Source organism: Streptococcus sp. NSJ-72 (assembly GCF_014334035.1).
Lineage (GTDB): Bacteria > Bacillota > Bacilli > Lactobacillales > Streptococcaceae > Streptococcus > Streptococcus constellatus.
Map to the genome: position 1 here is coordinate 1,635,227 of NZ_CP060489.1, position 13,138 is coordinate 1,648,364.

Genomic DNA, 13,138 nt, shown 5'->3' on the forward strand with positions numbered 1-13,138 from the left:
AAACTGGACCTCTTTTATAATGTGTGTTCTGTACGTCCGATAATATCATCTTGTGTTGCTTTGGAGAGTACATTGAAGAATGCCGAATATCCTGCAACACGCACAATCAAATCACGGTGTTTTTCAGGATGTTTTTGCGCATCAATCAAGGTTTCTCTAGAAACAACATTGTATTGAATATGATAACCGTGCAAACGGTTAAAAAACGTACGAAGTAAAGCAATCAATTTAATTTTATCTTCTTCCTTAGACAGGGTCTGAGGATTCACTTTTTGATTGAGCAGAACGCCCCCAACGATTTCATCTGTCGGCAATTTAGAAACAGATTTCAATACAGAAGTCGGACCATTCTTATCCATATTGTGAGATGGAGAACAGCCTTCAGCGAGCGGTGTCCCTGCATTGCGGCCATCTGGTGTCGCCAAAGTACCACGACCTTGACCAACATTGGCTGAAATAGAAGATGTTCCTGAGTAGCGGATACCGCCAATTGGACCGCGTCCATAACGGGTATTTGGATATTTAGCGATTTCATCCACATAAATATCGTAAGCATCAGTCACCAGCTTATCCGCATAATCATCATCATTACCATATTTCGGTGCATCAGAAATCAACATCTCTTGAATTTCCTTGCCACGCTCACCTGCATAGTCCGTTTCAAGCGCATGCCAGAGTTCAGCTGGAGTTAGTTTGCCTTCTTCAAAGACTAGCTTCTTGATTGCTGCTAGTGAGTCTGATAGATTGGCAATACCGACTTGGAGACCAGAAATATAGTCATAGACAGCTCCGCCTTCTTTCAAATGCTTACCGCGTCCGATACAATCATCTGTCAAAGCTGAGCAGAGAATATCTGGTACTTCTCTTTCTAGAGAAAGGTCGATAGAATTTTCCACGATGACACTCATACGAGTCAAGTGGCGCAAAGTCTTGTCCCAAGCCGTTTGCAGCTCAGCAAAGCTCTTCATGTCTTTAAAATGACCAAAGCTTGGTGCAAAACGCTTGCCAGATGCGGGATCAATTCCATCGTTCATAGTGATGAGAAGCACCTTAGGGAAGTTCATATAGCTCATTCCCGTACAACGGTAGCCCCATTTACCTGGCACAGCTGTCTCCACACAGCCGATAGCACTGTAGTCGTATGCATCTTCTTCCAAAACGCCTTTGGCAATAAAGGACGGAATAATAATCTCGTCATTATTGAAAGCAGGCATTCCAAAACCTAGTTTCATAACTTCTATGCATTCGTTCATAAAACGAGCATCTAGACCAGCATGGTAGCGAACTGTTAAGTTTGGCTGTGGCAAATGCGTCTGTGCAACAGATCTCAAAACCAGATATGAAAGAGGATTTACAGCATCTTTCTTATCACGTGTTTGTCCACCAATTGTCACATTTTGATACAAAGGACTACCAGCAGATGAGAAAGTATGAGCCTGACTGCGTACTTTATTGATCGTAATCGTCTTAATCCAAAGATTGGTTAAGCGCTCGACAATGCTTTCTTCCGTCTCGCGACCAGCTTCCAAATCCGACTTAACATAAGGATACATGTATTGGTCAAAGCGCCCATAAGAGAGGGAGTGACCATTAGACTCAATCTGTAAAATACACTGGATAAACCAGACAGACTGAATAGCTTCAGCAAACGTTTCAGCTGGTTCGTAAGGCACTTTGGAGCAAATTCGAGCAATTTCCAATAATTCCTGACGGCGCTCTGGGCTTGCAGACTCTGCCATATCTTGAGCTAATTTGACAAAACGCTCCGCATAAGCTTTCACAGCATCCACTACAATGAAAATTGAATCATAGAAATGATATTTATCAATACTAGCCGGATCTGTCAAATCCAAGGCCTCCTTAGCTGCCCGAGCTTTTTCCTCAAAACCTTTCAAACCATATTGAAGCAATTTTTGATAGTTGACTGCCAAGTGAGCATCACCAGAGTTCATCTTTCCTTCCATGCCAAAGAAGCCAGTTTCCATATAAACCTGAACTTCTTCTGGAAGTAAAGCACCAGCTCTAGCGCGGAGGTTATTGTTTTCCCAGAAAGGAGCGATGCCGCGGAGCTGTTCTTTAGTTTCCTCTGTAATATAGAAAACATCGCCATCGCGCTTTTCAAAAAGATCTAATTCATTGAGTACAAATTCTAAAGTATACTCTGGGAAAATAGGTGCATCTTTATTAGATGAAGCCTGATTTCCAACAATCATGGTCTCATCTTCAATATAAAGCGTCATATTTTCCAAAATTTCCTTAAGCATATAAGCACGCTTCAGAACATTTGGCTTTTCTTTATGCTCTTGATAAGCTCTTGTTGCAAGAACAGCACGTTCAGCATCAATATAAGGTTTCTTGTCCAGCACATCTTCCCGATACTTGTTCATTCGGTCCGTTAAACTACCAAAATAATTCGTTTGTATCGTCGTTTTTTCTATTTCTTTTACATTAGTCATCACAGCACAACCTTTCTTATGAAATTATTTTTATTTCTTTCGTAACTATTGTAGCATGCAAGATGCAAAAATTCAATCATTTATAATCAATTATCGAATTAAAGATTTTTTGCACATTTGTGCTCAATCAACGTTAAAATAATTTCTTTACAGTGATACAATGTGGTTTATCCTTCCGCTTTCAGTTCATTACTGTAAGCAAGATTGTCTTGGAATTTAAAGAATGGGAAATAGATGAGAGTGGACATAGCTAAAATGACAACTTGGATGAGAGCACCTTGCCATCCTGCCACTAAGAAACCAGAAATAATAGCTGGTGTACTCCATGGCAAGGTCACCCCTGAAAATGGCTGCATAAAGCCAATTGCTATAGAGCCATAAACAATTACAGCCGCTAAAACAGGTACAAGAATAAAAGGCAAGAACATAACGGGATTCATAACAATTGGAAACCCAAACACAACTGGTTCATTGACATTAAAGATTGCTGGAAAAGCAGCAACTTTTCCTAGTGCTTTGTATTGCTTGGACTTAGCTGCAAAGATCATAGCTACTACCAAGCCAAAAGTGATACCTGAACCAGATAAGATTAGGAAACTATCTAAGAATTGCTGAGTAACAATATGCGCTCCTTTACCAACAGATAGCTTTCCAGCAGCAAGCAAAGCTTTATTGGCATCCAGATTTGAAAGCAATAGAGCAGTCACTACACCATTGACAACAGATTGCCCATGCACACCGAACCACCATAAGAAGGAGATGAAAAAGGCGATACCAATTGCACCGTAAAGGGAACCAGTCAATCCTTGTAATGGCACTTGAATCACACCATAAATCATTTCAATAAAAGTGCCACCTTTTGTTAGCATTTTAGCAAGAATATAAACTACCATGGAAAGGAAGAATATCACAAAAGCTGGAATCATAGCCTCAAATTGCTTAGCAATCGCTTGCGGAACTTGCTCTGGCATTTTAATAACAATATGCTTTTGAATAAACATGGTATAGATACTACCGACAACCAAACCAATAATAATGGCTCCAATAATCCCCTGACCGCCAAACCAAATCTTGGCAATTGCGTCTGTAATTTCTTCACCTTTTTCTGGAATATAAGAAGATTTTAAAAGAATGAAGAAAGAAGACACAGATAACACACCTGCCGGCAACGGCTCTACACCACTATTTTTAGCATAAGAATATCCTATGGAGAAACAGGAAATCAAACCCATAATCGCAAAAGTTCCTGAGTAAACCTGCATAAATGGCTCGGTCCAATTTTTCCCGAAAATGCCTGCAATCGCCTGATTGAGGCCTTCAAATGGTAACTGTCCTACGATCAGAAAGATACTTCCAACAACTGTCAAAGGCAGAATTGCCAACATACCATCCTTTAAGGCAATAATACCGCGCATATTGACAAATTTCATAATCGGCGCAATAATTTTTTGAGTATCTATTTTAGCCATAACTAAGCTCCTTGTTTTTGTTCCAAAAGCCCCAAAGCGAGATTCAATACTTTTTTACCATCTAGCATGCCATAGTCCGCCATTGGAATGACTGCAATTGGAATATGGTTCTCTTCGCAAATGGCAGCTGACTTATCCAAAGTATAAGCTACTTGTGGTCCTAACAAAGCAACATCCAAGTTTGGTGCATAATCTGCTAACTTGGCCTGAGAATAAGCATCAATCTCAACCTCTAAACCAGCTTCTTTCGCAGCTATTTTCATATTATTGACCAACATTCCTGTTGAAAAACCTGCTGCACAAAACAACCCAATTTTAATCATATCTTCATCCTCCTGATGATTTATTTTTTCACTTGTAATTCTTTTCTCAAATCAATGATTTCCTTGATAAGATTAATTTCTGTAATACTGGTCATCAAATGATCCTGAGAGTGGACAAACAAAGCTGTAATTTCTGTCTTTGTTCCCCCCGCTTCCTGTGCCAAAAACTCCGTTTGAAGATTATGAGCTTCTAATAATGCCTGATCTGCCAATTCTAGATACTCATTACACTTTTCAAACTCACCATTTTTTGCTAATGACAAAGCGTGGTAAATATGCTGTTTGGCATCCCCAGCATGCAAGATTAACCCCATAATGATTTGATCAGCTACAATCACTTCCATATTTAACGTTACTCCTATTTTTATTTACAAAATATATCTTTCTTTTATTTGAAAGCGTTTTATTTTTGTTTGTAACTCAAATTTATCATCTTTCTCTTATTCCGTCAATATATCACTGAACAAATTCTCTTTTTTTATATTTATCGCACATTTGTGCTTATAGAGTAAAATAAAAAGGGTCAGAATCATTATTCTTGACCTTTTGAAAATGAAATAATGAGGAAAAGGAGAACTTTTATAAACTACTAATTAACTGCACTATTATCCAATTCCAACACTTTTAAAATAGTTGCTTCATCTGTAACTAAATGGTTGACATACCCAGCACGTAAAACCGCCAAAATAGCGGCAGCTTTTTGACGACCATAGGCGAAAGCCAGACTGTAAGGAACTGTTTTTAAATAATCTAAAGAAATAGCAACTGTTCGATTTTGCAACTGTTCATCAACCAACTCACCATTTTCATCAAAAAAGCGGCAACAAATTTCTCCGACAGCTCCTTCATTTTCCACTGTACGAAAATCTTCAGCCGTCAGCATATCCAACCACTGCCGATTCTTTTCATCCACTTGTCCGCCAATACCAACAACAACCACATCTAGTTCTTGCCAACTTCTTTTTAAGTCCTCAAAATATTTAGAAGATAAAATTCCTTTTGCTAAGATCTCGTCTTCCTGTATAATCGTCGCATTCATAAAGCGACAATCCCCATGGTATTTATTAGCCATACTGTAAATGAGGGTATTAACATGATAACGAGCATGAATATGGCTAGGTCCGCCAGCCAATGGAAAAAAATGCACATTATTCAAGTGCCGACTGCCCGAGTGTTCTACCAAGAGACTAAGACTCTTTCCCCATGAAAATCCAACTTTAGCATTGTCATCAATCATCCCCCGAAGCATTCCTGCCGCTGATTGAGCTAACCGCTGCTCCAAATCAGAAGGTGAATCATCCACTTGATTTGCTACGATTTCAAGTCCTTTTAACCCATACTTCTCTTTCACTACATTTTCTAAATGAAACAAACGCGTATCAAAGGCTTCAATCTCGATTTTGACAATGCCTTCCTTTTTAGCTTCAGCCAGCATACGACTCACAGTTGTCCGATAAATCCCTGTCTCTGCTGCAATTTCTGCCTGACTTTTCTCCTCTACATAATAAAGATAAGCAATCTTAGCTAATAGCCTTTTTCTTTCACTTTTCATCTTATCTCCCTCTACTTATCAGACTAGAGTCAATTTGATATTGGCTGCTTTTAGGCGTTGAACCGCGGCTGTCGGAATAGCTTGATCGGTTACCACCTGCGAAACCTGTTTCAAACCAAAGCGCTTGACAGTCCCTCTTTTATCAAATTTACTCGAATCTGTTAACACAATCATTTTATCAGATGCTTCCGACATATATTGCACCACTTCGCTACGCATTAAATCCTTACCTGTAAAACCAAGCTCTTCATCATAGCCATCAGTCCCTACAAAAGCATGTTCTACATGGAAAAATTGAATCATTTCCTTAAGCAAAGGACCGACCGTAACTTGCGAATCGTTCTGAAATTCACCGCCTAGCAAGATAATCTTGCAAGAATCTACTTTTCTCACATAGTCTGCGATAAAATAAGAATTTGTAATAATTTTCACATTCTTCTTAGTACGACAGATTTCTTCAGCTAACAGAGCACAAGTTGAACCAGATTCAATGATAATCGTTTCATTGTCTGCAACAATTTTTGCCGCTTCTTGTGCTATCTTTCGCTTGGTATCATAATGAAAAGAAAGCCGGACATTCAGGTCATCACCACTATTTAAGACCGCATAACCGTGCTCCCGATGAAGTAAGCCTTTCATTTCCAGCTTATCCAAGTCTTTCCGAATCGTAACTTTAGAGACTTTTAATTTATCAGATAAAGTATTAACATCAATTTTTTCAAACTCTGAAACGAGCTTAACGATTTCATCTAAACGTTCCATTTTATTCACCTCATTCTTTATTTTAACAGAATTTAAGGAATAAATAAAATAAAAAATAGTTTCATTCGTAATTGTTTTTCTTTCGTTTGTTTGATATAATAAAAGAAAATAAGCAAGAAAAGAGTGTACATCATGAGTGCAGAAAAAGGAATCATTTTTAATATTCAACATTTTAGTATTCACGACGGACCAGGAATTCGGACAACTGTTTTTCTAAAAGGCTGTCCCTTACGCTGTCCTTGGTGTGCCAATCCAGAATCTCAGAAATTTAAACCTGAGCCCATGTTAGACGCTTCTAGCAAAAAGACTATCACCATGGGAGAGGAAAAAAGCGTTGAAGAGATTATCAAAGAAGTTCTCAAAGATAGAGAATTTTATGAAGAATCAGGTGGAGGCCTGACCTTGTCTGGTGGAGAAATCTTTGCCCAATTTGAATTTGCCAAAGCAATCCTTAAAGCTGCCAAAGAAAAAGGTATCCATACAGCGATTGAAACGACAGCCTTTGTAGATCATAACAAATTCGTTGATTTGCTCCAGTATGTAGATTTTATCTATACTGACTTAAAACATTACAACACCATCAATCACCGCAAAGTCACAGGGGTCAAAAATGAACTAATTATCAAAAATATTCATTATGCTTTTTCTCAACAAAAAACCATTGTCCTGCGTATTCCTGTTATCCCTAGCTTTAATGACTCTCTAGAAGATGCCGAACAATTTGCTATTTTATTTAAAAAATTATCTATTGACCAAGTACAACTCTTACCTTTTCATCAATTCGGTGAAAATAAATATAAATTACTAAAACGTTCTTATGAAATGGAAAATGTGCAAGCTCTACATCCGGAAGACCTCTATGATTATCAGCAAGTTTTTCTTGATTATGAAATCAACTGTTATTTTTAGCTCCTCTTTTTCTCCAAAAAACAATCCATTTCTTACGAAATGGATTGTTTTTTTATCTTTTCTTGGGTAGATGCAACGACATCTGCAAGGCTGGTTTTACTCAGTTCTTTTTCCATTGCTACTTGAATTTCTGATAATTTATCATCTAAAACGAAATGAATATTTCTGCCAATGGGACAAGACGGATTGGGATGCTCATGAAAGCTAAAGAGTTGTCCCGATTTTCCCAGACTTTCTACTGCTTGATAGACATCCAAAAGGGTAATATCCTTTAAATCTTTCCTAATGATAGCTCCTCCCCTCCCACGCGCTACAGAAATCAAATCCGCACTTTTCAATTGCGATAAGATTTTGCGAATAATAACAGGGTTTACTCCAACGCTAGCTGCTAGAACATCACTCGTTACTTTGTGCTCTTGACATTCTAGTGCTATAACAGTCAACATGTGCGTAGCAATGGTAAAACGACTCGAAATTTGCATGTTAAACTCCTTTCATTTGCTGCTTCTATTACTCATATACTTTATTTACGTTGTGACTTCATATATTACGTCTAAAAAAACTCCTTAAGCTGCGCAACATAGTCTTCTCGCTCACTAATTGCTCGAAGTAAATCATGGTTATGGGTGTGATGAATCCCATTGACAAGGCTTTCGTAATATACTTCATAATAAGGCAACTTCAATGTTCTAGCCATTTCCAATTCTTTATTTACATCATAAGCCACTCGTCGAAAATCGACATCTGCTAATCCCTGTTCATCAATTTTTAAAATAGCATACTGAGCTCGCAGATCCTTTCGCAAACAAGCATCTAGAAAAAACGGCTGACCGATAGAGCCCGGATTGATAATCATCTGTCCCCCCGTCGCATAACGAAGAAATTGCTGATGAATATGACCATAAATGGCAATGGCACAATTGTTACCTTCAAACAGGCGATCAAAATTCTCTTGTTGACCAATATGAATCAACTCTCGTCCCCAATTTTTATCTGGCAAATGATGAGTCACAGCAATTTCTAAATCGCCAACTTTTGTCAAAAGCTGCAAAGGCAACTCATTCAATCGATCTAGTTCTTCAGGTGTGACTTCTTCTAAAAGATACTGGCATAAACAAACCATATATAAATGACTAGGGCGACTGATATCTAATTTTCCATGAAGAGCATTCCAAATGCTATCTTCCCAATTTCCCCGCACTTGAAGACTAATCGGTAAAGCAGCCATTAAGTCAAGAATTTTCTTTCGCCCCGTTCCAGGTGCCAATAAATCTCCCAAAAACCAGTAATCGGTCACCTGTTCCTTTTTGGCGTCCGCTAAAACAGCTTCTAATGCCGTTACATTTCCATGAATATCTGATAATAAAGCAATTTTTCGTTTCATCGTCTCATTTTACTTGTCCTTTATAGAAATATTATAACAAACCAAGAAAAAACTTCCACTCCCAAGTTTGAGTGAAAGTTTTACTGCCTCATCAATCTACTGACTTCAACGCTTCCAACATATCAATACGTCTCAATATTGCATTGACCATAAATCCTAAGACAATCAAAATCATGATGATAGAAAAGACTGGTACAAGATAGACAAACACCGATACTGTCGGGTTGAGCAGAAAGGCATCCGGAGCAATTGTCTCTAAAAGAGAACGATGTAAAATATTTCCTAAAAACAAGCCTACAATAATGCCAATAATAGACAAAAGAATGGTCTCTCGATAAATATAAAGTGTGACTTCCTTATTATGGAACCCCAATACTTTAATCGTTGATAATTCTCGAATCCGCTCCGCAACATTGATGTTCATCAAGTTATAAAGAATTACAATGGCTAGTAAAATAGAGGCAACAGTTAAAATCTGCATCACAAAGCCAAGAGACTTGACAATAACATCAATTTGTTCCAAAATCCCCGTATTTTGTACAACTGCTCGTACACCTGTTAATTTCATGAATGCTGCTGCAGTATCTTGTATATTTTTACTAGAGGAATCTTTCAATTTTATCAGATAAGCATTTTCTTGGAACTTGCGATCAAATACTGTTTGATAATAGTCCTGATTCATAAAGATAAAATGCCCTGCATACATTTCAGCGATAGCAGAAACTTTGATTTTATAGCGTCTCCCCTCATCAGAAGTCACCTCAAAAGTATCCCCAACAGAAACATGCATAATGGTTGCTAATTTCTGAGAAATGACCGCTCCATGCGAAGACAACATCAATTTCGATTTGCTTCGACTCTCATTAAGCTCCATGAAATGATGAAAATTCTTGCTTGTTGTTACAAATAACGCGAGAGATTGTTCATCTTTTGCTCCTTGAATTTTTTTGGTAAATCCTTCCTGATAGATACCGTGTTTCTTGGCTATTTTTTTATCTGCCAATAACTGACTGATTGCTGCTTGCTCATCAGATTTGAGATAATGTTTTTGCGAAATGACAGCATCATATTTGATAATTTCTCCATACTGACGATTTCCTATACCTGCCATAGAAGATGACAAACCGAGACCAGCAAATAAAAGGGCGACGGAGCCTGCCACACCAAAAATAGTCATCAGCATTCTTTGCTTGTAGCGAAAGATATTTCGAGCTGTTACTTTTTGCGCAAAACTAAGGCGATGCCAAATAAAACCAATCCGCTCTAGCAAGATCTTAGAGCCTTTATTAGGTGCCTTAGGTAACAATAATTGAGACGGCTTTTCTTTCAATTCTTTATGTGCAATATAGAGGGCTGGTGCGACGCCACACAAGACCGAGCATAAAAGAGCAATGAGACTAATTTCCCAATAAAAGTCTAATCGCAAAGCTGGATAAGTTGATGTCTTAAAAATAGTTTTCCCTAAAATATAAGGCAAGAAATAAGTCCCCGCTAAAATTCCAATTACTGAACCGATTAAACTTGAAACCAAGCCATAGACGGCAAATTTTTTAATGACATCTTGGTTCCGATAACCTAAGGCTTTTAAAACGCCAGCATTTGTGCGTTCTTCGCTGACAAAACGTGTCATCGTTGTGACTGTTACAAGGGCCGCTACCAGATACAGTACAATCGGAAAAGCATTCCCTACGGCTGAGATGCCATAAGCACGATTGCCAGTTGTTGTGTACTCGTCCGCTCCTGGAAATGTACGGCGTGTATACACATGGTAGGTTGGCACAGACAAACCAGCTACTTCATCTTTTGCCTTTTGAATGTCCGCTTGACCATTTTTTATTTTTGTTCCAGCATCTTCCTTTTGCTTCGCATATTCAGTTTTTTTATCGTTCAATGTCGCCTGAGCTTGGTTTAATTGCGTCTGACCATCTGCAATTTGTTGTTTTGCTTGCGCCAATTGGGCTTGGCCTGCTTGGTACTTAGCTTGCTTATCTCTTAAGGTTGCCTGACCACTTTGATATTGAGCCAAGCCTGCGTCATATTCAGCTTGTTTCGCACGCAATGTCACGACAGCAGATTGGTATTGGGCAAGTCCCGTTTGATAAACCGTTTCTTGGCTTTGGTACTGTGACAATCCAGCTTGAAATTCAGCCTGCTTTTTCTCTAATTCTGCACGAGCAAGATTTAATTTCACTTCTTCTTGTGCTAGTTGAGTTTGTGCTGCCACAATTTCAGGCACTGTTGCTGGATCAATTCCTTGTGCTTGAAGCGCGGTCATTTTTTTCTGCAAATCCGCTTTAGCTGCTGCTAATTGAACTTGACCTTTTTCCAATTCCGCCTGCGCTATGGCTAATGTAGCTTGAGTATTTGTTACATTTTCTTTTGCAGCAGACAACTGACTAGCTGCCTGATCTAATTGGGCTTTCATTTGGTTCAATTGTGCCCAACCTGAAGAAAGTTGAGCAGCGGCTGTATCCAATTTTGCTTTCGAGCTTGCTAAAATTTGTTCAGCCTGTGCAATTTGAGCTGCGCCCTGTGCAAGTAAGCTTTCTTTTTCAGTTAGTTGACCTTGAGCAACCTCTAAATCTGCTCTTTTTTGATCAATTTGATCCTGCGCATTCCTTAGTTGCTGCTGGGCATCTGCCAATGCTTGTTGAGAAGTTTGAATTTTTGCTTCTCCGTCCGCAATTTTTGTCTGTGCTTGGGCTTTTATCTCTGATAAACGTTTTTTTCCATTATCAGCTAGTAGCTTTTCTAACTCATCTTCATGCTGTTTTACCTTTTTTCGATAGGAATCCCCAAAGGAGTTGAGTGTTTTTAAATTGTTATATCTCAAACGAGCGACCGTATAGACTGAACTTTGAAACGTTTTGGGCGTCACAACTGCATAAGCAGACAAGGTACCACTCCCTGAGTTAGAACTGCCAAGAGAAATAGTTGAAGCCAATTCACTTGAATTGACAAATCCTGTCACTGTAAAGGTATGCCGTTTCAAAGCATACTCATTGGTCCCTTCCTCGTTTAAAGTAATGCTATCACCAATCTTATATTTCCCTTGACAAAAACTAGCCAGAGCAACTTGGTCTTCCTTGCTTGGAAAATGACCTGAAACCAGTTTAAATTGGGATATTTTATCTGTTTTGGAGAAAACGCGGACAGACGCAGAGCTGTCCCCAATCACCGTATCCGTAAAATAGCCATATTCCACATATGTATTTGGAATTGCATTCAGTTCTTTTTGATCAGCTTTGCTAATACCATAGTCTGACATCACTGCCACATCCATCATTTTCATCTGCGAAAGATAACGATTGGCTGAATTTTCAATGTCTGGACTGGCTGCTTTCAGTCCTACTAACGCAAAAGAACCTAACATCATTAAAAACATAATAGACAGAAAGCGTCCTTTGGACTGACGAAAAGAGAGCCTGATGTCCTTATTTAGAATGGATTTTTTCATATCACCACTCCTCACTAATACTCTAGACTTGCAATATCTTGAGGATGTTCATTCAAAGTGACGGACTGTATCCGTGCGTCATGCATATGAATCACACGGTCTGCAATCGGAGCTAAGGCACTATTATGGGTCACAATAATCACTGTCGCACCTTGTTTACGTGACATATCTTGAAGGATTTGCAACACATGCTTACCTGTTTTATAATCCAGCGCGCCTGTTGGTTCATCACAAAGCAAAATTTTAGGATTTTTTGCCACGGCACGCGCAATGGAAACACGTTGCTGCTCGCCACCAGATAATTGAGTAGGAAAATTATTGAGACGATTTTCCAAGCCAACTGCTGCTAGCGCTTCTGCTGCATCCTGTGCATCTTGAACAATTTCTGAAGCCAGTTCAACATTCTCTAGCGCCGTCAGATTAGGAACTAAATTATAAAATTGAAATACAAAACCAACATCATTTCTCCGATAGTCCGTCAACTGGTGAGCGTTGTAATGTGCTATATTTTGCCCATCAATCAGGACATCTCCCTCGTCATTGCTGTCCATTCCACCAAGAATATTCAAAATCGTTGATTTTCCAGCGCCTGAAGCCCCAAGAATGATGACTAGCTCACCTTTTTCAATCTCAAAAGAGATGTCATTGTTAGCAATGATTTCTGTGTCTCCCATTTGATATCGTTTGTAACTATGCTTCATTTCAATATAAGCCATCGCCTTTTCCTCTTTCAGTTTCCATGTCCAATTAAATAAACAAGCTGTTGATTGAATCCTATCTTTATTATAAAATAGACTTAACATAAAGGCAATCATCAATTATCAAC

11 protein-coding genes are annotated in these 13,138 nt (G+C 38.7%); 1 reads left to right on the forward strand and 10 read right to left on the reverse strand.

The window, feature by feature from the left end; genetic code table 11:
• Nucleotides 1–14: 14 nt before the first annotated feature.
• The 6 genes from H8787_RS07920 to H8787_RS07945 all read right to left on the reverse strand — a co-directional run bounded on the left by H8787_RS07920 (nucleotide 15) and on the right by H8787_RS07945 (nucleotide 6,562).
• Entirely contained in the window at nucleotides 15–2,456 is a 2,442-nt protein-coding gene (locus H8787_RS07920; RefSeq protein ID WP_187327817.1) for a glycyl radical protein, read from the reverse strand.
• 167 nt (nucleotides 2,457–2,623) lie between these two features.
• Nucleotides 2,624–3,925 (reverse strand): PTS sugar transporter subunit IIC, encoded by a 1,302-nt coding sequence (locus H8787_RS07925; protein ID WP_187327818.1) that lies wholly within the window; start codon nucleotides 3,923–3,925, stop codon nucleotides 2,624–2,626.
• A gap of 2 nt (nucleotides 3,926–3,927) precedes the next feature.
• A complete protein-coding gene (locus H8787_RS07930; protein WP_003023895.1) occupies nucleotides 3,928–4,248 on the reverse strand; it encodes a PTS sugar transporter subunit IIB in 321 nt (106 codons plus the stop codon).
• Nucleotides 4,249–4,268: 20 nt separating this feature from the next.
• Nucleotides 4,269–4,592 (reverse strand): PTS lactose/cellobiose transporter subunit IIA, encoded by a 324-nt coding sequence (locus H8787_RS07935; protein WP_187327819.1) that lies wholly within the window; start codon nucleotides 4,590–4,592, stop codon nucleotides 4,269–4,271.
• Between the two features lie 245 nt (nucleotides 4,593–4,837).
• Nucleotides 4,838–5,800: a sugar-binding transcriptional regulator gene (locus tag H8787_RS07940; protein ID WP_049516583.1), complete on the reverse strand. Its 963-nt coding sequence runs from the start codon at nucleotides 5,798–5,800 to the stop codon at nucleotides 4,838–4,840.
• An 18-nt stretch (nucleotides 5,801–5,818) separates the two neighbouring features.
• Nucleotides 5,819–6,562 carry a DeoR/GlpR family DNA-binding transcription regulator gene (locus tag H8787_RS07945; protein ID WP_003028982.1) on the reverse strand — a complete coding sequence of 248 codons (744 nt, stop codon included), beginning with the start codon at nucleotides 6,560–6,562 and terminating at the stop codon, nucleotides 5,819–5,821.
• A 132-nt stretch (nucleotides 6,563–6,694) separates the two neighbouring features.
• On the opposite strand from H8787_RS07945, the gene H8787_RS07950 reads away from it, so the two are divergent.
• Nucleotides 6,695–7,471, forward strand: a complete 777-nt coding sequence (locus H8787_RS07950; protein ID WP_003023885.1) for a glycyl-radical enzyme activating protein — start codon at nucleotides 6,695–6,697, stop codon at nucleotides 7,469–7,471.
• Between the two features lie 32 nt (nucleotides 7,472–7,503).
• On the opposite strand, the gene H8787_RS07955 is transcribed toward H8787_RS07950, so the two are convergent.
• From H8787_RS07955 to H8787_RS07970, 4 genes are all read right to left on the reverse strand, one after another.
• The gene (locus H8787_RS07955; RefSeq protein WP_187327820.1) at nucleotides 7,504–7,953 is read right to left on the reverse strand and encodes an Rrf2 family transcriptional regulator; all 450 of its coding nucleotides are present in this window, start codon (nucleotides 7,951–7,953) and stop codon (nucleotides 7,504–7,506) included.
• Between the two features lie 71 nt (nucleotides 7,954–8,024).
• Nucleotides 8,025–8,855 (reverse strand): metallophosphoesterase family protein, encoded by an 831-nt coding sequence (locus H8787_RS07960; RefSeq protein ID WP_187327821.1) that lies wholly within the window; start codon nucleotides 8,853–8,855, stop codon nucleotides 8,025–8,027.
• A gap of 91 nt (nucleotides 8,856–8,946) precedes the next feature.
• The gene (locus H8787_RS07965; protein WP_187327822.1) at nucleotides 8,947–12,312 is read right to left on the reverse strand and encodes an ABC transporter permease; all 3,366 of its coding nucleotides are present in this window, start codon (nucleotides 12,310–12,312) and stop codon (nucleotides 8,947–8,949) included.
• A 14-nt stretch (nucleotides 12,313–12,326) separates the two neighbouring features.
• Complete coding sequence (locus H8787_RS07970; RefSeq protein WP_006269667.1) at nucleotides 12,327–13,028, reverse strand: ABC transporter ATP-binding protein; 702 nt, start codon at nucleotides 13,026–13,028, stop codon at nucleotides 12,327–12,329.
• Nucleotides 13,029–13,138 lie beyond the last annotated feature (110 nt).

Coding starts and splice junctions, on each gene's coding strand:
- H8787_RS07925 (WP_187327818.1), bottom strand. CDS start 3,925: ATGGCTAAAATAGATACTCAAAAAATTATTGCGCCGATTATGAAATTT.
- H8787_RS07940 (WP_049516583.1), bottom strand. CDS start 5,800: ATGAAAAGTGAAAGAAAAAGGCTATTAGCTAAGATTGCTTATCTTTAT.
- H8787_RS07920 (WP_187327817.1), bottom strand. CDS start 2,456: ATGACTAATGTAAAAGAAATAGAAAAAACGACGATACAAACGAATTAT.
- H8787_RS07950 (WP_003023885.1), top strand. CDS start 6,695: ATGAGTGCAGAAAAAGGAATCATTTTTAATATTCAACATTTTAGTATT.
- H8787_RS07955 (WP_187327820.1), bottom strand. CDS start 7,953: ATGCAAATTTCGAGTCGTTTTACCATTGCTACGCACATGTTGACTGTT.
- H8787_RS07970 (WP_006269667.1), bottom strand. CDS start 13,028: ATGGCTTATATTGAAATGAAGCATAGTTACAAACGATATCAAATGGGA.
- H8787_RS07930 (WP_003023895.1), bottom strand. CDS start 4,248: ATGATTAAAATTGGGTTGTTTTGTGCAGCAGGTTTTTCAACAGGAATG.
- H8787_RS07960 (WP_187327821.1), bottom strand. CDS start 8,855: ATGAAACGAAAAATTGCTTTATTATCAGATATTCATGGAAATGTAACG.
- H8787_RS07935 (WP_187327819.1), bottom strand. CDS start 4,592: ATGGAAGTGATTGTAGCTGATCAAATCATTATGGGGTTAATCTTGCAT.
- H8787_RS07945 (WP_003028982.1), bottom strand. CDS start 6,562: ATGGAACGTTTAGATGAAATCGTTAAGCTCGTTTCAGAGTTTGAAAAA.
- H8787_RS07965 (WP_187327822.1), bottom strand. CDS start 12,312: ATGAAAAAATCCATTCTAAATAAGGACATCAGGCTCTCTTTTCGTCAG.